21 protein-coding genes are annotated in these 19229 nt (G+C 65.5%); 13 read left to right on the top strand and 8 right to left on the bottom strand.

Annotated elements, in window-relative coordinates:
- The first annotated feature begins 17 nt into the window (after positions 1-17).
- The 4 genes from C7402_RS14935 (at position 18) to C7402_RS14920 (ending at position 4637) form a co-directional block, all read left to right on the top strand.
- A complete protein-coding gene (locus tag C7402_RS14935) occupies positions 18-827 on the top strand; it encodes a MetQ/NlpA family ABC transporter substrate-binding protein (protein ID WP_116611160.1) in 810 nt (269 codons plus the stop codon).
- Between the two features lie 210 nt (positions 828-1037).
- The gene (locus tag C7402_RS14930) at positions 1038-1787 is read left to right on the top strand and encodes an electron transfer flavoprotein subunit beta/FixA family protein (RefSeq protein WP_112171332.1); all 750 of its coding nucleotides are present in this window, start codon (positions 1038-1040) and stop codon (positions 1785-1787) included.
- Between the two features lie 14 nt (positions 1788-1801).
- Positions 1802-2737 (top strand): electron transfer flavoprotein subunit alpha/FixB family protein, encoded by a 936-nt coding sequence (locus C7402_RS14925; protein ID WP_116611159.1) that lies wholly within the window; start codon positions 1802-1804, stop codon positions 2735-2737.
- Positions 2738-2849: 112 nt separating this feature from the next.
- The gene (locus C7402_RS14920) at positions 2850-4637 is read left to right on the top strand and encodes an acyl-CoA dehydrogenase (RefSeq protein WP_116611158.1); all 1788 of its coding nucleotides are present in this window, start codon (positions 2850-2852) and stop codon (positions 4635-4637) included.
- Positions 4638-4713: 76 nt separating this feature from the next.
- Here C7402_RS14920 and C7402_RS14915 read toward each other — a convergent pair whose 3' ends face one another.
- Positions 4714-6000, bottom strand: coding sequence for a D-amino acid dehydrogenase (locus C7402_RS14915; protein WP_116611157.1), 1287 nt, complete (start codon positions 5998-6000; stop codon positions 4714-4716).
- 177 nt (positions 6001-6177) lie between these two features.
- Between C7402_RS14915 and C7402_RS14910 the strand changes: the two genes are divergently transcribed.
- Positions 6178-6666 carry an Lrp/AsnC ligand binding domain-containing protein gene (locus tag C7402_RS14910; RefSeq protein WP_112171328.1) on the top strand — a complete coding sequence of 163 codons (489 nt, stop codon included), beginning with the start codon at positions 6178-6180 and terminating at the stop codon, positions 6664-6666.
- 93 nt (positions 6667-6759) lie between these two features.
- Entirely contained in the window at positions 6760-7935 is a 1176-nt protein-coding gene (locus C7402_RS14905) for a PA0069 family radical SAM protein (protein ID WP_116611156.1), read from the top strand.
- 15 nt (positions 7936-7950) lie between these two features.
- Here C7402_RS14905 and C7402_RS14900 read toward each other — a convergent pair whose 3' ends face one another.
- Positions 7951-8424, bottom strand: a complete 474-nt coding sequence (locus tag C7402_RS14900) for an NINE protein (RefSeq protein WP_116611155.1) — start codon at positions 8422-8424, stop codon at positions 7951-7953.
- 117 nt (positions 8425-8541) lie between these two features.
- Complete coding sequence (locus C7402_RS14895) at positions 8542-9699, bottom strand: PQQ-dependent sugar dehydrogenase (protein ID WP_425273785.1); 1158 nt, start codon at positions 9697-9699, stop codon at positions 8542-8544.
- A gap of 250 nt (positions 9700-9949) precedes the next feature.
- On the opposite strand from C7402_RS14895, the gene rpsP reads away from it, so the two are divergent.
- From rpsP to C7402_RS14865, 6 genes are all read left to right on the top strand, one after another.
- Complete coding sequence (gene rpsP, locus C7402_RS14890) at positions 9950-10213, top strand: 30S ribosomal protein S16 (RefSeq protein WP_028206744.1); 264 nt, start codon at positions 9950-9952, stop codon at positions 10211-10213.
- Between the two features lie 97 nt (positions 10214-10310).
- Positions 10311-11072: a ribosome maturation factor RimM gene (gene rimM, locus C7402_RS14885; RefSeq protein WP_116611243.1), complete on the top strand. Its 762-nt coding sequence runs from the start codon at positions 10311-10313 to the stop codon at positions 11070-11072.
- Between the two features lie 56 nt (positions 11073-11128).
- Positions 11129-11896 (top strand): tRNA (guanosine(37)-N1)-methyltransferase TrmD, encoded by a 768-nt coding sequence (gene trmD, locus C7402_RS14880; protein WP_116611153.1) that lies wholly within the window; start codon positions 11129-11131, stop codon positions 11894-11896.
- A 153-nt stretch (positions 11897-12049) separates the two neighbouring features.
- A complete protein-coding gene (gene rplS / locus C7402_RS14875) occupies positions 12050-12445 on the top strand; it encodes a 50S ribosomal protein L19 (RefSeq protein WP_112171323.1) in 396 nt (131 codons plus the stop codon).
- Between the two features lie 86 nt (positions 12446-12531).
- On the top strand, positions 12532-13239 hold the full coding sequence (locus tag C7402_RS14870; protein ID WP_116611152.1) for a CoA pyrophosphatase: 708 nt from the start codon (positions 12532-12534) through the stop codon (positions 13237-13239).
- A gap of 149 nt (positions 13240-13388) precedes the next feature.
- A complete protein-coding gene (locus C7402_RS14865; protein ID WP_112171321.1) occupies positions 13389-14327 on the top strand; it encodes a CobD/CbiB family protein in 939 nt (312 codons plus the stop codon).
- Positions 14328-14408: 81 nt separating this feature from the next.
- Here C7402_RS14865 and C7402_RS14860 read toward each other — a convergent pair whose 3' ends face one another.
- From C7402_RS14860 to C7402_RS14850, 3 genes are read right to left on the bottom strand one after another with little or no spacing between them, the layout of a single operon-like run.
- Positions 14409-14729: a putative signal transducing protein gene (locus C7402_RS14860; protein WP_112171475.1), complete on the bottom strand. Its 321-nt coding sequence runs from the start codon at positions 14727-14729 to the stop codon at positions 14409-14411.
- 34 nt (positions 14730-14763) lie between these two features.
- On the bottom strand, positions 14764-15720 hold the full coding sequence (rsgA, locus tag C7402_RS14855; RefSeq protein ID WP_116611151.1) for a ribosome small subunit-dependent GTPase A: 957 nt from the start codon (positions 15718-15720) through the stop codon (positions 14764-14766).
- Positions 15717-16994, bottom strand: coding sequence for a M48 family metallopeptidase (locus tag C7402_RS14850; RefSeq protein ID WP_112171319.1), 1278 nt, complete (start codon positions 16992-16994; stop codon positions 15717-15719). The genes rsgA and C7402_RS14850 overlap by 4 nt, the downstream gene beginning before the upstream one ends.
- A 112-nt stretch (positions 16995-17106) precedes the next feature.
- On the opposite strand from C7402_RS14850, the gene orn reads away from it, so the two are divergent.
- Positions 17107-17736, top strand: a complete 630-nt coding sequence (gene orn / locus C7402_RS14845) for an oligoribonuclease (protein ID WP_112171318.1) — start codon at positions 17107-17109, stop codon at positions 17734-17736.
- A gap of 74 nt (positions 17737-17810) precedes the next feature.
- On the opposite strand, the gene mog is transcribed toward orn, so the two are convergent.
- A complete protein-coding gene (gene mog, locus C7402_RS14840; RefSeq protein ID WP_112171317.1) occupies positions 17811-18434 on the bottom strand; it encodes a molybdopterin adenylyltransferase in 624 nt (207 codons plus the stop codon).
- Positions 18421-19032 (bottom strand): ribosome biogenesis factor YjgA, encoded by a 612-nt coding sequence (gene yjgA / locus C7402_RS14835; RefSeq protein WP_116611150.1) that lies wholly within the window; start codon positions 19030-19032, stop codon positions 18421-18423. The genes mog and yjgA overlap by 14 nt, the downstream gene beginning before the upstream one ends.
- Positions 19033-19229 lie beyond the last annotated feature (197 nt).

Genomic DNA, 19229 nt, shown 5'->3' with positions numbered 1-19229 from the left:
CAAGACAAAGGTTTGGTATGCAACGTCGTTTCATGATCCGGCTCGCGGCGGCGCTCGGCGCGGCTTCGCTCATCGCACCGCTGCTTGCGCCCATGACTGCGCACGCGGACGAAACCATCAAGGTGGGCGTGACGGGCGGCCCGCACGAGCAGGTGATGGAAGTCGTGAAGAGTGTGGCCGCGAAGAACGGGCTTAACATCAAGATCGTCGAGTTCTCGGACTACGTGCAGCCGAACGCGGCGCTCGCGGGCGGCGACCTCGACGCCAACAGCTACCAGCACGCGCCGTATCTCGACGCGCAGGTGAAGGATCGCGGCTACAAGCTCATCAAGATCGCGGACACGGTCACGTTCCCGATGGGCATCTATTCGAAGAAGATCAAATCGCTCTCCGAACTAAAGCCGGGCGCTCGCATCGCTGTGCCCAATGATCCGACGAATGGCGGCCGTGCATTGCTGCTGCTGCAAAGCCAGGGTCTCATCAAGTTGCGCGCCGGCGCAGGGTTGAAGGCCACGCCGCTCGACATTGTGGAAAACCCCAGGAAGCTGAAGATCGTCGAACTGGACGCCGCGCAGATTCCGCGCTCGCTCGACGATGTGGACGCCGCGGCGATCAACACGAACTTCGCGATGGAAGCGGGCCTGAAGCCGAAACAGGACGCGATCGCAATCGAAGACCCGAAGGGGCCGTACGTGAATATCCTCGCGATTCGCGAAGCCGATCGCAACAAGCCTTGGGTAGCGAAACTGGTGGCCGCGTACCACTCGCCGGAGGTGAAGCAGTTCATCGAAACGAAGTTCGGCGGCGCAGTCATCTCCTCCTGGTAAGCGCCTCCAGGCGATGAATTTAGAGATATTTATCGGCGCCCGGGCTTGATGCCCGGGTTTTTTCCACCGTAAAATCGCACGATCGTTCGCTACTGACGACCGGGGTGCGGCAGCGGTGGTTCGTGAAAATTGCTGGTGGCAGATCGGCCCGACAGGGCTATCGCTATAATGTCCGCCAGGTTGACGTATTCGTAACTTCGGAGCATGTGAATGAAAGTCCTTGTGCCAGTCAAACGCGTAGTCGATTACAACGTGAAGGTTCGTGTGAAGTCGGATGGCACGGGCGTCGACATCGCCAATGTGAAGATGTCGATGAACCCGTTCGACGAAATCGCCGTGGAAGAAGCGGTGCGCCTGAAGGAAGCGGGCGTGGCGACGGAAGTGATCGCCGTGTCCGCCGGTGTGGCGCAGGCGCAGGAAACGCTGCGCACGGCGCTCGCGATCGGCGCGGACCGCGCGATCCTGATCGAGTCGAATGAAGACCTCCAGCCGCTGGCTGTCGCCAAGCTCCTGAAGGCGCTGGTCGACAAGGAACAGCCGCAGCTCGTGATCCTCGGCAAGCAGGCGATCGACGACGATTCGAACCAGACCGGCCAGATGCTCGCGGCGCTCGCGAACCTGCCGCAAGCCACGTTCGCTTCGAAGGTCGTGGTCGCCGACGGCAAGGCTACGGTTTCGCGCGAAGTGGACGGCGGTGCGGAAACGCTGTCGCTCACGTTGCCCGCAGTCGTCACGACGGACCTGCGCCTCAATGAGCCGCGCTACGTCACGCTGCCGAACATCATGAAGGCGAAGAAGAAGCCGCTCGAAACGCTCAAGCCGGAAGACCTGGGCGTTGACGTCACGCCGCGTCTGAAGACGCTGAAGGTCGTCGAGCCGCCGAAGCGCTCGGCAGGCGTGAAGGTGCCGGACGTGAAGACGCTGGTCGAGAAGCTGAAGACGGAAGCCAAGGTGCTGTAAGGAGCGAGACGAAAATGACGAATCTGGTTATTGCTGAACACGACAATCACTCGATCAAGGCCGCGACGCTGAACACCGTCGCCGCAGCACAGAAGATTGGCGGCGACGTGCACGTGCTGGTCGCGGGCCACAACGCGCAAGCGGCTGCGGACGCAGCAGCGAAGATCGCAGGCGTGGCGAAGGTGCTGCTCGCCGACGCGCCGCAACTCGAACAGGGTCTCGCCGAGAACGTCGAAGCGACGGTCATCGCGATTGCGAAGAACTACACGCACATCCTGGCTCCGGCAACGGCCGCGGGCAAGAACGTCACGCCGCGTATCGCCGCGAAGCTCGACGTCGCACAGATCAGCGACATCACCGCCGTGGATTCGCCGGACACGTTCGAGCGTCCGATCTACGCGGGCAACGCCATCGCGACGGTTCAATCGGCCGATCCGGTCAAGGTCATCACCGTGCGTACGACGGCGTTCGACGCAGTGGCGGCCGAAGGCGGCAGCGCTGCAATCGAAAAGCTCGACGCCGCAGCGGACAGCGGCAAGTCGACATTCGTCGGCCGTGAAGTCACGAAGCTCGACCGCCCGGAACTCACGAGCGCGAAGATCATCGTCTCGGGCGGCCGCGGTCTGGGCAGCGGCGAGAACTATACGAAGGTGCTGGAGCCGCTGGCGGACAAGCTCAACGCAGCACTGGGCGCATCGCGCGCGGCCGTGGACGCGGGCTACGTGCCGAACGACTATCAGGTCGGTCAGACCGGCAAGATCGTCGCGCCGCAACTGTACGTGGCGGTCGGCATCTCGGGCGCGATTCAGCATCTGGCCGGCATGAAGGACTCGAAGGTCATCGTCGCGATCAACAAGGACGAGGAAGCGCCGATTTTCAGCGTGGCCGATTACGGCCTCGTGGGCGACCTGTTCACGGTCGTGCCGGAACTCGTGAAGGAACTCGGCTGAAGCCAGCCGTAGAACCGAGCGATCGAGCGCTGCGATCATGATTGAACGCACGGCGTGAGACGAAGCAACAAAGGGGCGCCGCGGCGCCCCTTTGTCATTTGAGGAGACTGCCATGTACCACGCGCCCACGAGCGACATGCTGTTCGTCATGAAGGAACTGGCCGGCCTGGAGGAGATCGCCAGGCTGCCGGGCGGCGAAGACGCCACGCCCGAAACCGTCGAAGCCGTGTTGCAGGAAGCCGCGAAGCTGTGCGGCGAGGTGATCGAGCCGCTCAATACCGAAGGCGACCGCAATCCGAGCCGGTGGGAAAACGGCGTCGTGCACGCCACACCCGGTTTCAAGGAAGCGTTCCGGCAATACGTGGAGGGTGGCTGGCAAGGCGTGCAACATCCACAGGACTACGAAGGACAGGGCCTGCCGAAACTCGTGGGCACGCCGTGCATGGAAATGCTCAACGCGGCGAATCTCTCGTTCGCGTTGTGCCCGCTGCTCACCGACGGCGCCATCGAGGCGCTTCTCACCGCCGGCAGCGAAGCGCAGAAGCAGCGCTTCGTGCCGAAGCTCATCTCGGGCGACTGGACCGGCACGATGAACCTCACCGAGCCCCAGGCGGGCTCCGATCTCGCTGCCGTGCGCACGCGCGCCGAGCCGCAGGGCGACGGCACGTACAAGCTGTTCGGCACGAAGATTTTCATCACGTGGGGCGAGCACGACATGACGGAAAACATCGTCCATCTCGTGCTCGCGCGCACGCCCACCGCGCCCGAAGGCGTGAAGGGCATCTCGCTTTTCATCGTGCCGAAGTTTCTCGTGGGCGATGATGGCACGCTCGGCGCGCGCAACGACGTGCATTGCGTGTCGATCGAACACAAGCTCGGCATCAAGGCGAGCCCGACCGCCGTGCTGCAATTCGGCGATCACGGCGGTGCGCTCGGCCAGTTGATCGGCGAGGAGAATCGCGGCCTCGAATACATGTTCATCATGATGAACGCGGCGCGCTTCGCCGTGGGCATGCAGGGCGTGGCCGTTGCCGATCGCGCGTACCAGAAGGCGCTCGCCTATGCGAAGGAGCGCGTGCAAAGCCGCCCCGTGGACGGCTCCGCGAAGCAGGCGGTGACCATCATCCATCACCCCGACGTGCGCCGCATGCTGGGCACGATGCGCGCGTTGACCGAAGCCGCGCGGGCGCTCGCCTACGTTGCGGCGGGCGAGAGCGATCGCGCGCATGGCGCGCCCGACGAGGCCGCCCGCGAGCGGCATCAGGCGCGCTACGAGTACCTCGTTCCGATCGTGAAGGGCTGGAGCACCGAACTCGCGCTGGAGGTGACGAGCCTCGGCGTGCAGGTGCACGGCGGCATGGGTTTCATCGAGGAGACGGGCGCGGCGCAGTTCTATCGCGACGCGCGCATCTTGCCGATCTACGAGGGCACGACGGCGATCCAGGCGAACGACCTGGTGGGGCGCAAGACGCTGCGCGACGGCGGCGCGGCCGCCAGGGCGCTGCTCGCAGATATCGCGCGGAGCGTCGATGCGCTCGGCGCGCACGAGGGCGCGGCGTTCGAGTCGATGCGCAAGCACCTGGCGCTCGGTCGCGAGGCGCTGGGCTCGGTCGTGGACTTCGTGCTGGCGAAGGCGAAAAGCGACCCGAACGCGGTGTTCGCGGGCAGCGTGCCGTATCTGAAGCTCGCGGGCATCGTGCTGGGCGGCTGGCAGATGGCGCGCGCAATGCTCGCCTCGCAGCGCCTTATGGCGTCCGATCCGAAGTTTCATGGCGCGAAGATCGCCACGGCGCAGTTCTTTGCGCAACACGTGTTGCCGCAAGCGGTGGCGCTCGAAGCGGCGATCGTCAGCGCGAATGGCGGCGAGGGCGTGCTGGCGCTTTCGGAGGACCAGTTCTGACGCCGCACGCCACGTGAGCCGCGAGAAATGAAACACGGCGCCCGAGGGCGCCGTGTTCGTTCATGCCGCTGGCCAATCAGGCGTAGGCCGGGCGATGCGAGCCTTGCGTGTCGCCGAGATAGCGGTGGACCGACAGGTCGTCGGCGCGGATCGCGGGCTGCTTGCCCGAGATCAGGTCGGCGAGCAGTTGGCCCGAGCCGCACGACATCGTCCAGCCCAGCGTGCCGTGGCCCGTGTTCAGGAACAGGTTCGAAATCGGCGTGCGGCCGACCACGGGCGTGCCGTCCGGCGTCATCGGGCGCAGGCCCGTCCAGAAGGTGGCCTTCGACGTGTCGCCGCCGCCCGGGAACAGGTCGTTCACGCACATTTCGAGCGTTTCGCGGCGCGCCTGCTTCAGCGTCTTGTCGAAGCCGACGATCTCCGCCATGCCGCCCACACGGATGCGGTCGTCGAAGCGCGTGATCGCGATCTTGTAGGTTTCGTCGAGCACGGTCGAAACCGGCGCGGCGTCCGCGTTGACGATCGGCGCCGTGATCGAGTAGCCCTTGAGCGGGTAGACGGGAATCTTCACGAGGCCCGCGAGCATCTTCGTGGAGAAGGAGCCGAGCGCGACCACATACGAATCCGCGCGCACGAGTTCGCTGCCGCATTGCACGCCGGCGATGCGGTCGCCTTGCATGGCGAGGCCGTCGATCGGCGTGTTGTAGCGGAACTTCACGCCCAGTTCCTCGGCCATCGCGGCGAGGCGCGTGGTGAACATCTGGCAGTCGCCGGTTTCGTCGCCGGGCAGGCGCAGGCCGCCCGTGAGCTTGCCCGAGACCGCGGCGAGCGCCGGTTCGGCGCGGCCGAGTTCGGCGGCGGTGAGCAGCTCATACGGCACGTTGGCTTCCTTGAGCACGGCGATGTCCTTCGCCGCGCCTTCGAATTGCTGTTGCGTGCGGAACACCTGGAGCGTGCCGCCCGTGCGGCCTTCGTAGTGGATGCCGGTGTCGGCGCGCAGCGCTTGCAGGCAGTCGCGGCTGTACTCGGCGAGGCGCACCATGCGGCCCTTGTTGAGCGCGTAGCGATCGGTGGTGCAGTTTTGCAGCATCTGCCACATCCACTGCAACTGGAACTTCGTGCCGTCGAGGCGAATGGCGAGCGGCGCGTGCTTCTCGAACATCCACTTGATCGCCTTGAGCGGGACGCCCGGCGCCGCCCACGGCGCGGCGTAACCCGGCGAGATCTGGCCGGCGTTCGCAAAGCTGGTTTCGAGCGCGGGACCCGCCTCGCGGTCGATCACCGTGACTTCGTGGCCCGCGCGGGCGAGATACCAGGCGCTGGCCACCCCGACCACACCACTGCCCAACACGACGACTCGCATAGCTGCTCCCTAGAGATTGGTGGGGCTACGCCGCGTTGCCGGGGACCCTGATTGCCGTGTTGCGGCACCGATAGGGTGGAAGGCACGAAATTTCGGATGTAGCCAGTTATTACAGCTATGCTATTGTTGTATCTCTAGGTTTTGTTATCGTATTTCTCTGTTTTTCAGGAATAAATCATGAGAACGCAGCGCCAACCGGTCCGTGCGCTCGACCGGCTCGACCATCGCATCCTGAAACTGCTCCAGGAAGACGGTCGCATGGCCATGAAGGACCTCGCGGAGCAGGTCGGACTCTCAGTTACGCCGTGCATCGAGCGCGTGAAGCGCATGGAGCGCGACGGCGTCATCACGGGCTACTACGCGCGCGTGAATCCCGGCGTGCTGGGCGCGGCGCTGCTCGTGTTCGTGGAGATCACGCTCGACCACAAAAGCGGCAACATGTTCGACCAGTTCCGCCGCGAGGTGCAGAAGATTCCCGAGGTGCTCGAATGCCACCTCGTTTCGGGCGACTTCGACTATCTGATCAAGGCGCGCATTGGCGAGATGGCCGACTACCGCAAGCTGCTCGGCGACATCCTGCTGCAACTGCCGGGCGCGGTGCAGTCGAAGAGCTACGTGGTGATGGAGGAGATCAAGGAGACGCTGACGATCGCGGTGGGCGACTGAAAGCGCCCTGTTTTTAGGACTCGACAACGCGGCTCGATACTGTATATTTATACAGTATCGAGCCGCGTTCTTCATGTCCTTCCCGTTTCAGCCGTGACCGACTCTCATCCCCACGATCCCGACGCCTGGTATCCCGTTGCGCCGCCCACGGCGCGCAAGGGGCGCGGTGCGGTCACGAACCTCCAGGGGCGTTACGAAGTCGACCAGCGCGAAGCGTTCGACGACGGCTGGCAGCAAGCGGGCGGCCGCGAGAACGCGCAGGGCGGAGAGTGCGGGGAGGGGAAAGTGGGCGAAGACGCTGCTGAGCCCACGCTGCGCACCGAAGTCTTCGAGGAGCGCGCGAAAAGCATCCTCACGCGCAACCAGTCGCCCGACATTCCGTTCAACGTTTCGCTCAACCCGTACCGGGGTTGCGAGCACGGCTGCATCTATTGCTTCGCGCGCCCCACGCACAGCTATCTCGGCCTGTCACCGGGCCTCGACTTCGAAAGCCGCATCTATGCGAAGGTCAACGCGGCGGAACTGCTCGCGCGGGAAATCGCGAAGCCGTCGTACGAGCCGGAGCCCATCGCGCTCGGCGTGAACACCGACGCCTGGCAACCCGTCGAGCGCGACTTGCGCATCACGCGCCGCGTGATCGAGGTGCTGGCCGAGCGCCATCACCCGTTCGCGGCCATCACGAAGTCTTCGCTGATCGAGCGCGATCTCGACCTCCTCGCGCCGATGGCGGCGCGCAAGCAGTTCATGGCCGCCATCACCATCACCACGCTCGACGCTGATCTCGCGCGCTCGCTCGAACCGCGCGCGGCTACGCCGGCGCGGCGGCTGCGCACGATTCGCACGCTGGCCGAAGCCGGCGTGCCGGTGGGCGTGAGCATCGCCCCCGTCATTCCCTTCGTGACCGAGCCCGACATGGAGCGCGTGCTCGAAGCCTGCGCCGAGGCGGGCGCGACAAGCGCGAGCTATATCGTGCTGCGCCTGCCGTGGGAAGTCGCGCCGCTTTTTCAGGACTGGCTGGCGGCGCATTTCCCGCAGCGCGCGGAGCGGGTGATGAGCCGCGTGCGCGACATGCGCGGCGGCAAGGACTATGAGTCGGCTTTCTCACAGCGCATGAAGGGCACGGGTCTCTGGGCGGACCTGCTCAAGCAGCGCTTTCACAACGCCGTGCGCCGCCTCGGGCTCAACGAGCGCCGCCACGGCATTCTCGACATGTCGGCGTTCGTGCAGGCGAAGACCGTGCGCGAAAAGCCGCAGCTTGACTTGTTCTGAGCGCGCGCCGCGGCGTTACTGCGAGATCGCCTTCGCGGCTTCGACCTGCGATTCGAAGTACGTCTGGAACGAGAGCGCGAGGCCCGTCATGAGCAGGAACGCGCCAATCAGCAGCGAAAAGATCACGACGAAGATCACCGTCCAGCCCGAGCGGCTCGTGCGGCCGTTCTCCGCGAAGGCGGGATTGAACTGCGCGTCCCATTTGGCGTCGGGGCGCAGGCCGTAGACGATCGCCGCAAGAAACGCCGACAGCACGGAAACGGCGCCAATCACGGCGAGCACCCAGCCGGGAATCGAGGCGCGCTCCGTGGCGGCAAGCAACACCACGCCGGGAATACCGATGAGCGTGGCGAGCGCGTGCGCCCAGCCCCAGAAGTCGCGCGGCCCGTACAGATAGAAGCGGTGCGCGCCGAGGCTGCCAAACAGGAAGGCGAGCGCGGCAGTGAGCGTCTTGGAGCGAAAGCGTGTGAGGTTCTTCTCGTTGGGCATGGGCTGGTGCGATCGTGGACGGCCGCTGGGCATTGTAGCCGTGCGTCCGCCGCGCGGGACAAGCGTGCGCTTATGCCCGGCACCACGTATGCCGCCGGGCGTAAGCCTGGCGCTGTATCACGGCTTGCTGTAGGTCACGCGATAGATCGCACCCGCGTAGTCGTCGCTGATGAGTAGCGATCCGTCGGGCAACGGCAGCACGTCGGCGGGGCGGCCCCATTGGGTTTCGTCGGTATTGAGCCAGCCTTGCGCGAACACGTCTTGCCTCGCGTTCGAACCGTCGGGGTTGGCGCTGATGCGCACCACGCGGTAGCCGACCTTCTTGCTGCGGTTCCACGAGCCGTGCTCGGCAATGAAGATGCTGTTCGCGTAGGCGGCGGGGAACATCGAGCCCGTATAGAAGCGCATGCCGAGCGAGGCGACATGCGCGCCGAGTTTCGCGACCGGCGGCGTGAAGCCGCTGCAAGGATGGCCTGCGCCGAATTCGGGGTCGGCCACGTTGCCGCCGTGGCAGTACGGAAAGCCGAAGTCCTCGCCTGTGTGCGAAAGGCGGTTGAGCTTGTCGTCGGGGATATCGTCGCCGAGCATGTCGCGGCCGTTGTCGGTGAACCACAACTCGCGCGTTTGCGGATGCCACGCGAAACCCACGGTGTTGCGCACGCCGCGCGCGATGGTCTCGTAGTGCGAGCCGTCGGGGTCCATGCGTCCGATCATCGCGAAATGCACACGTTGCGGGTCGTTCGCTGGCAGACAGACGTTGCACGGCGCGCCTTGCGGCACATAGAGCTTGCCGTCGGGCCCGAAGGCAATGAACTTCCAGCCGTGATGGCGCTCGGTGGGCAGGGCGCTCGTGACGACCGCGGGCCGGGGCGGGTTGTCCAGGTGGTGATCGATGTCGTCGAGCCGCACGATCGACGAGACGGCCGAGACATAGAGCGCGCCGTCGCGCCAGGCCACCCCGACCGGCATCGTGAGCCCAGAGGCCACGACGTGGCGCTTGTCGAGCTTGCCGTTTTTCAGTTCGAGCGCGTAGACGTTGCCTTGGAAGCTGCCGACATAGAGCGTGCCGTTGCTGGAGAGCGTCATTTCGCGCGCGCCGGGAACGTCGTCGGAGAGGACTTCGATGTGGAATCCCGGCGGCAGCTTGATACGCTCGATGGGAAGCGCCGAATGGGCGAAGGGCGCCGCGAGCAGCGCGGCGGCAAAGGCGAGACACGCAACGGCACGGCGTTTGGCGCCGCGGCCTGGGCCCGAAAAGAGGGTGGAACCACGCACGCCGCCGCCCCATTGGCGTGGCGTCCACTGCACAAGCTGTCCGAAAATCGCCACAATACGCTCCAAGGCCCGCCCGTCATGGGCATGAGCCGCAGGTTGACCGCCGCTTGACCACGATTTGACCACCGTATTTCGCCGCTTTCCGCGCGAGTGCGCGCAATTTCCTGTTAAGTGTTTGTTATGCCTCCAGATTCGGGCTATAATCGCATGTTTCAGTAGTCCCGAACCCCCGGTTTTCAAGGATTTTAGTATGGTCATCATCCGTCTGGCACGCGGCGGCTCGAAGAAGCGCCCGTTCTACAACATCGTCGCAACCGATTCGCGCAACCGTCGCGACGGCCGTTTCATCGAACGCGTGGGCTTCTACAACCCGGTCGCCACCAAGGGTGAAACGCTGCGTATCGCTCAAGATCGCGTGACGTACTGGAAGGAAAACGGCGCGCAAATGTCGCCGGCCGTCGAGCGCCTCGTGAAGGAAGCGCAAAAGACCGCCGCCGCTGCGCCGGCTGCTTAAGTCTTTAAGCGTCTTTTCAGTCTGTTGTCTGTGTTTTACCCACGTACGCGCTGCATGAGCCGCGTGTGCGATATCAAGCTGGTCGCAAGGGGTGCCGATGTCCGCGCATGACGCTAAATCTGCCGTAGAGGCGAACGACGCGTCGGAGAGCGGGGCGCCCACCGTTGCAACCGGCGCGGCGTCCAGTGGCGCCGGCAAGGCAGCGAGCCGCGGCGCGCCGTCGTTTGGCGCGTTCGTGCGCAAGCCTGCTCGCGAGAGCGCCGCGAAAGCTGCGCCCGCCGCCGAAGGCCTGCACGCCGAAACCGAATCGAGCTGGCCTGCCGACGCAGTCGAGGTCGGCGCCGTGATCGACGCCTATGGCCTCAAGGGCTGGCTGAAGATCGCGCCGCACGCTCAGGACGGACGCGCGTTGCTTTCCGCCAAACGCTGGTGGCTCCTCAAGGGCCGCGAGGGTCAGCCGCGCGAGCGTCATTCCGCGCTGCGCGTGAGCGCCAAGATTCATGCTGACAGTGTCGTGGGCCAGCTTTCGGGCGTGGCCGACCGCGACGCCGCGTTGCTGTTGCGCGGCGCACGCGTGTACGTGAGCCGGGCCGAATTCCCCGCGCCCGCAGCCGACGAGTATTACTGGGTCGACCTGATCGGCCTCGACGTGGCCAACGAGGCCGGTGTCGAGCTCGGCAAGGTTGCCGACCTGATCGACAATGGCGCGCAATCGGTGTTGCGTGTCACGTACCCGTCCACGGACAAGGAGGGCAAGCCGGTCACCGGTGAGCGCCTGATCCCGTTCGTTGGCGTGTTCGTGAAGACGGTGGACCTGGCGGCGAAGCGTATCGTCGTCGACTGGGAAGCCGACTACTAAGCAACGCGGTGTCCACACCGCGCGCCCTGATTCAATTTCGCTGAACGGAGAGAGCGATGCAGTTCGATGTCGTTACGCTCTTTCCCGAGATGTTCCGCGCGCTGACCGACTGGGGTATCACCAGCCGGGCGGCGAAGCAGCAGCGTTACACGTTGCGCACGTGGAATCCGCGCGATTTCACGACCGACAACTATCGTACGATCGACGACCGCCCGTACGGCGGCGGCCCCGGCATGGTCATGCTGGCCAAGCCGCTCGAAGCGGCGATCGGCGCGGCGAAGGCCGCGCAGGCGGAGCAAGGCGTGAGCGCCCCGCGTGTGCTGCTGATGTCGCCGCAAGGCAAGCCGCTCACGCACGAACGGGTCATGCAGTTCGCGCAGGAGCCGGGTCTCGTGATGTTGTGCGGCCGCTATGAAGCGATCGACCAGCGTCTCGTCGACCGCTGTGTGGACGAAGAGGTGAGCCTCGGCGACTTCGTGCTCTCGGGAGGCGAATTGCCCGCGATGGCCTTGATGGACGCCGTGGTGCGCAACCTGCCGGGCGTGCTCGGCGACGCGCTGTCGGCGGTGCAGGACAGCTTCGTCGACGGTCTGCTCGACTGCCCGCATTACACGCGCCCCGAGGAATACGACGGCGAGCGTGTGCCCGATGTGCTGCTTGGCGGCCATCATGCGGAAATCGAGTTGTGGCGTCGCCGCGAGGCGTTGCGCAACACGTGGAGCAAGCGGCCCGATCTGATCGAGCGGGCCAGGAAGAACAAGATGTTGAGCCGTGCCGACGAGGCATGGCTCGCTAGTCTCGCGAAGGGCGCGAACGAAGCGTAAGGCTTCGGGCGGGCGCGACAAGGGGCGCAAAAGGCGGTGCCGCTTCATGCGTGAACGGCGCCAGTTGTGAATCCATCCTCTATCGGGGCCGTAGTTGCAGAGCGCATCCTGCACAGGTACGAACGCCGACAAGATGGCATACGGAGTCAATCCATGAATCTGATTGAAAAACTCGAGCAGGAAGAAATCCAGCGCGTGCTGGGCGAGAAGACCATCCCCGAATTCGCTCCTGGCGATACGGTGATCGTCAACGTGAACGTGGTTGAAGGTAACCGCAAGCGCGTTCAGGCATACGAAGGCGTCGTGATCGCGAAGCGTAACCGCGGCCTGAACTCGGCGTTCATCGTGCGCAAGATCTCGTCGGGCGAAGGCGTCGAGCGTACGTTCCAGACGTACTCGCCGCTGCTGGCCAGCATCGTGGTGAAGCGCCGCGGCGACGTGCGTCGCGCGAAGCTCTACTACCTGCGCAACCTGTCGGGCAAGAAGGCACGTATCAAGGAAAAGCTGGTGTCGAAAGACCGCGCAGCTGCTCCGGCCGACCAGGCGTAAAAGCTGTAAGAAAGAAGCACCCTTCGGGGTGCTTTTTTCTTTTTGGCCTCAAAATAATCTCGTGTACGTGCAATCCGAGACACCCGTTGATCCGTCCAGTATTTGAACCCGAAAGCTTGCCGATCGAATCGACAGGCGCAAACCTTCCCCAGGTCGCGGCCGATCGCCTGACGCCCGCCGGCCTGCGCACGCGCTTCGAGCAGCGTCTGCCGTGGGATCCCGAGCCGCAGGAAGCCCGGCTCGCCGAGCTGCGCGACCCGCGCGAGGCCGCCGTGCTCGTGCCGATCGCCATGCGCCCGGGCGGCCTGACCGTGCTGCTCACGCAGCGTGCGGACAATCTCAGCAATCACGCGGGGCAGGTGAGCTTTCCCGGCGGCAGCCGCGAGCCGTCCGACCCCACGCCCATCGCCGCCGCGCTGCGCGAGGCACACGAGGAGGTGAACCTCGACCCCGCGCGCGTCGAAGTGCTCGGCGCGCTGCCTGAGTACCTCACCGGCACGGGTTTCAAGGTGACGCCCGTGGTCGGCCTCGTGCACGAGCCGTTCACGCTCGCCGCGGATTCGCTCGAAGTGGCCAGTATCTTCGAGGTGCCGCTGAGCTTTTTGATGAACCCCGCGCATCATCAGGTGCGCGTGTTCCGCTGGGAGGGTGGGGAGCGGCGCTTCTATGCGATGCCCTATCCTGATCGCAATGCGCCGGACCGCATCGCCGCTTCCAGCTTGAATGCCACGCACTTCATCTGGGGCGCGACGGCGGGCATGCTGCGCAACTTCTACCGCTTCCTGCTCGCGTAACACGTCTGGCGGCGCGCGCAAGCGCCGTGGCGCACTGTTGCGAGTTTGCCGCCCGAATGGCCGCCGATGGTCTGGCACATCTGGCCCTGTGATATCGTTGCAACAATTTCTAAAACCTCTTTTGCAACCCGGTTTGCACGGCGCGTCGCATGACCTTCTTTTCCGTATTGCTGGCCCTCGTCATCGAGCAGGTGCGGGCGCTGTCGCCCAATAATCCCGTCATGGCGCTCGTGCGCCTCAATGCGGAATGGGCCGCCCACGGCTTCGACGCCGGCAAGCAAAAGCATGGTCTGATCGCCTGGCTCGTGGTCGTGCTGCCGTGGACGCTCGCCACGGCGCTCGTCTATTACGTGCTCTATCACATCAGCTTCGTGCTGGCGTTCCTCTGGAACGTGGTGGTCGTGTACTTCACGCTCGGCTTTCGCCAGTTCAGCCACTATTTCACCGACATCCACCTCGCGCTGAACAACGACGACGTGCCGCGCGCGCGTGAAATCCTCCATGAATGGACCGGCATCGACGCCGTGGACATGCCCGTGAGCGAGATCGTGCGCCATACGCTCATTCACGCGGTGGTGGCCTCGCACCGCCACGTGTTTGGCGTGTTCTTCTGGTTCCTCGTGCCGATCGGGCCCGCGGGCGCCGTGCTGTACCGCATCGCCGAATACCTCGCGCGCGAGTGGGCGCGTCCGGCGGAAGACCGCACCGAGGCGTTCTCGAACTTCGCACAGCACGTGTTCTTCGTGATCGACTGGGTGCCGGCGCGCCTCACGTCGCTCGGTTTTGCGATCGTCGGCAACTTCGAGGACGCGATCTACGCCTGGCGCAACCACACCAACCAGTGGCCCGACACCAACGAAGGCGTGCTGCTCGCCACCGGCAGCGGCGCGCTGGGCGCGCGCCTTTCGGGGCCGCTCGCGGAGCAGTCGAGCGTCGACGTGCTCGCGCAGCCGGGCGAGGGCGGTCCGTACACCGTCGGCGACGACTGCACGCCGCGCACGCTGCAATCGGCCGTGGGCCTCGTATGGCGCGCCGTGATCCTGTGGATGATCCTGCTGCTCATGCTGACGATTGCCGTGTGGCTTTGAGCGGCGCAAAGCCGCTCTGCAACAAAGCCAATGGGCCGCCAGACTGATTTGCGGCCCATTTGCATTTGGGTCGGCGTTGCCTCACTCGTCGCGCACGTCGCGCTCACGCCCGCATTGCCAGCACACGGTGAACTGCGCTTCGAGCACCTCGCCGCAGTGCGCGCAGCGCCAACTGGGCGCGCCTGCGGGCGGCCCGTTCACGGCATCGTCGATCAGGCGGCGAGCCAGCTTCTCGTCGCGCTCGTCCACGAGCCACAGTTCGGGCGCGCACTGCTCGGCGGGAATCTCGCCCATCGCGCCGCTCAGGTAGCGGTTGTGCAGCTCGCAGGGCACGCCTGCCGTGGCGAGGATGTTCATCCAGTGCTGGGCGATCAGCAGATTCGGCGCGCGCACGAGCTTGATCATGAGAGCGGGGTGCCGGGCGGTGCGCAGCGCTTCAGCGCACGACCTGGCTGATCTCGTGCATCAACTGCGCGTAGAGCGCCTGGCGCGCGGGCGCGATGCGGCCATCATCGACGGCTTCCAGAATCGCGCAGCCCGGCTCGTGCAGGTGATGGCAGTTATAGAAGCGGCAATGCGCAAGGAGCGGGCGGAATTCGGGGAACGCGCGCTCCAGCTTCCCTTCGGTCAGGTGATAGAGGCCGAATTCCTGGAAGCCGGGCGAATCGATCAGCGCGCCGCCGCTTAGCGTTCCATCGTCAGGCAGCCGGTAGAGCCGCGTGAACGTCGTGGTGTGGCGGCCGCTGTTGAGCGCCGTGGAGATCTCGCGCGTGGCCGCTTCGGCGTCGGGAATCAGCAGGTTCACGAGCGTCGACTTGCCCATGCCCGACTGGCCAAGCAGGATCGTCTGATGGCCGTGCAGATGCTCGGCGAGCGCCGCGCGCGCCTCTTCGGGGCGGCCTTTCACCGAAAGCTCCAGCACCGTGTAGCCGAGCGCGCGATAGCGTTCGAGCCGCTGGCGAGCGAGCGGCAGCGCGGCTTCCACGTCGATCTTGTTGAGCACGATGAGCGGTTTGAGGTCGTTGGCCTCGGCGGCCACGAGCGCGCGCCCGAGCAGGTCCTCGCTGAAGTGCGGCTCGGTGGCGAGCACGATCAGCAACTGGTCGAGGTTCGCCGCGAACAGCTTCGACTTGAACTGATCGGAGCGGTAGAGCAGGTTGCGCCGCTCGCCGATCGCGACGATCACGCCCTGGTCGGCGGATGTCGACTGATACTCGACGCGGTCGCCCACCGCCACCTCGCTCTTCTTGCCGCGCGGGAAGCATTGCAGATGCGCGCCGCCGCCGTCGGGCGCGACGAGATAGTGGCGCCCGTGGGCGGCGATCACCACGCCGTGCAGCGTGGCGCCGGTGGCTTTTGCGGTGCCGGCGGCCTTCGTTGCGCGCCGGTTCATGCGTGCGCGAGCAGTCGGTCGATCCGCTGCGAAGCCGGCGGATGCGAGTAGTAGAACGCGGTATAGAGCGGGTCGGGCGTGAGCGTCGACGCGTTGTCCTCGTAGAGTTTCACGAGTGCGTTGACGAGATGCTGCGCGTCCGTTTGCGTCGCGGCGAAGGCGTCGGCCTCGAACTCGTGCTTGCGCGACGAGAGGCTGCCAAGCGGCGTGACGAAGAACAGGAACACCGGCACGGCGAGGAAGAACAGCACGAGCGCGAGTCCTTCGTTGCCGCCCAGCAGCGACGGCCGCACGCCGAGACCCTCGTAGAACCACACGCGCTGCGAGAGCCAGCCGAGCAGCGCGAGCAGCGCCAGGCTGATCGCGAACGTGACGACCATGCGCTTGATGACGTGACGGCGCTTGAAGTGGCCCAGCTCGTGCGCGAGCACGGCCTCGATCTCGCTGCCCGAGAGGCGCGCGAGCAGCGTATCGAAGAAGACGATGCGCTTGGCCGCGCCAAAGCCCGTGAAATAGGCGTTGCCGTGCGCCGAGCGGCGGCTGCCGTCCATCACGAACAGGCCCTTGGCCGCGAAGCCGCAGCGCTGCATGAGCGCCTCGATGCGCGAGCGCAGCGCTTCGTCACGCAGCGGTTCGAACTTGTTGAAGAGCGGCGCGATGAAGGTGGGGTAGAGCACGAGCACGAGCATCTGGAACGCGACCCAAACGGCCCACGTCCAGAGCCACCAGAAGCTGCCTGCCTGCCGCATGAGCCAGAGCACGACGAACAGCAGCGGAATGCCGAACGCCGCGCCGATCAGCAGCCCCTTGATGCGGTCCATGATGAAGATGCGCTTCGTCATGCGATTAAAGCCGAAGCGCTCCTCGATCACGAACTGGCGGTAGTAGTCGAGCGGCAGCTCGACCACGCCGGAGATGGCGAGCACGGCCCCGACGAGCGCGATCTGGCCCACATAGTCGCGCCCGATCGCATCCGAGATGCCGAGATCGAGCGCCTGCACGCCGCCGAGCAGCGTGAGCGCGATCAGTACCACGGCGCCGAGCACGATCTCGATCATGCCAAGGCGCGTGCGCGCGACCGTGTAGTCGGCGGCGCGCTGGTGGGCGGTGAGCGGGATGGTAGCGCTGAACTGCGCGGGCACCGCGCCGCGATGCGCGGCGACGAAACGGATCTGGCGCGACGCGAGCCAGAGCTTGGTCGCGACCATGGCGAGCACGGCGACAACGAACAGGGCGCTGAAGCACAGCGCCGGGGAGGGGGACAGATTAGGCATCCAGGAAGTCCGTGGTATCTATGCGACAATTATATGTTCTTGCCGGCCGGGCATCGCATCCTCGCGTTTGCCGCGCACACGCCGCGCTTCCAACGCTTTTCGGGTTGCCCTCATGACTGACATCACCTCCGCCGGCGCGCCGCTCATCGAGCGTACCGACATGAACCTGATCTGGCTCGATATGGAAATGACGGGGCTTGATCCCGACAACGACCGTATCATCGAGATCGCTGTGGTGGTGACGAACTCGACGCTCGACAAGCTCGTGGAAGGTCCCGTGCTCGCGATCCACCAGCCGGAAGCCGTGCTCGACCGCATGGACGAATGGAACCGCAACACGCACGGCCGCTCGGGCCTCACGGAGCGCGTGCGCGCCTCGACGGTGACCGAGGAGAGCGCGACCGAGCAGATCATGGCGTTCCTTTCGCAATACGTGCCGCCCGGCAAGTCGCCGATGTGCGGCAACTCGATCTGCCAGGACCGCCGCTTCATGGCGCGCTGGATGCCCACGCTGGAGCGCTTTTTCCACTATCGCAACCTCGACGTGAGCACGCTCAAGGAACTGTGCCGCCGCTGGCAGCCGGCCATCTACAAGGGCTTCCAGAAGCGCGCGATGCACACGGCGCTGGCCGACATCCACGAGTCGATCGACGAACTCAAGTACTACCGCGAGCACTTCCTGATCCCCGCGCCGGGCATCGTGCCGGACGTGGCGACGGGCGAGGCCGGTCCGGCGCTCTGAGCGCCGCCGGACTTTCCGGGACGCGCAGTGGCGGCGCTGCCGCCGCTGCGCGAAAACGTAGTGCGTGTTGAGTCTTACGCGCGCGGCGCCCGCTGCGCGTTCTTCGGCCGGAACGCCGCCACGACGTTCGGATCGGTTTCGATATACGGGCCGCCGATCAGGTCGATGCAATACGGCACCGCGGCAAAAATGCCCGGCACCTTCACCGCGCCTTGCTCGTCGCGCAGGCCTTCCAGCGTTTCCTTGATCGACTTCGGCTGTCCCGGCAGGTTGATGATGAGCGCCGCGTGATCGTCGTTTTCGCGGATCACGGCGACCTGGCGCGACAGAATGGCCGTCGGCACGAAATTCAGGCTGATCTGGCGCATCTGCTCGCCGAACCCCGGCATTTCCTTCGTCGCGACCGCGAGCGTCGCCTCGGGCGTCACATCGCGGCGCGCGGGGCCGGTGCCGCCCGTCGTGAGCACGAGATCGCACCCCAAGCCGTCCACCAGCGCCGTGAGCGTGGCGGAGATCGTTGCGGCGTCGTCGTGGATCAGGCGCGTTTCGGCGCGCCAAGGCGTTTTCAGCGCGTTGCCGAGCCACGCCGTGAGCGACGGAATGCCCTTGTCCTCGTAGACGCCGCTCGTCGCGCGGTCGCTGACCGACACGAGGCCGATCACCAGTTCATCCGGATGGCTGCGCTCAGGCTTCGTCATCTTCGCGGTCCTCGTCGGCACGCTCATCGTCGTCGTCAGCCTCGTCGGCGCCCTGGGCGCTCGCGTCCTTGATCCACTGGAACAGCTCGCGGAAATACTTCGGCGGCTTGCCCTGCTCGTGTTCGCGGCGGGCGTTGCGGATCAGCGTGCGGCCTTCCTGCGGGTCGGCGGCCGGGTGCACGCGGATGAATTCGGTGAGCGCGGCGTCGTCGGCGAGCAGCTTTTCGCGCGTGCGCTCGATCCAGTGCAGGCGCGCCGTGGCGGCCTTGTTCACGCCGCGGTGCTCCTCGAACTTCGTGCGCAGCGCGGCGACTTCGGCTTCGGTCAGGCCGCGCATCATGCGGCCCACGTACTGGAGCTGGCGGCGACGGCCTTCGTGGTCGCTGATGCGGCGGCACTCGTGCACGGCGTCGGCGAGGTCTTCCGTCATCGGCATGCGCTTGAGCGCGTCCTTCGGCAGCTCCACGAGCGCCTGGCCCAGTTCCTGGAGGGCTTCCATTTCGCGCTTGAGCTGGGATTTGCTCGGGCGATCGTAACCGTTGTCGTCCGGCTCGGCGACAGCGTCGTTCATCGGTTGAATGCGGGTTTTGCGTTTCATGAGGCGTATTGTAGCGTGCGCGGGCGCGCGGCTCGGGCTGGAAGGCGGCAGGAAGGCGGTGACGCGGCCCGATGCCGGTGCGACGCGGTGGGCGGCGAAAGCGCCTGTGATGCGTGTTCACATACCTTGCTATGATCGCGGGATGCGCTTCGCGAACGCGGCGCGTTCCGAAGCACCCGAATCGCACTCGAAGCGAC

The organism is Paraburkholderia unamae, assembly GCF_003096875.1.
GTDB classification, from domain to species: domain Bacteria; phylum Pseudomonadota; class Gammaproteobacteria; order Burkholderiales; family Burkholderiaceae; genus Paraburkholderia; species Paraburkholderia unamae.
Note: the sequence above shows the minus strand (reverse complement) of the source record. Positions and strands in the feature narration are given on the sequence as shown.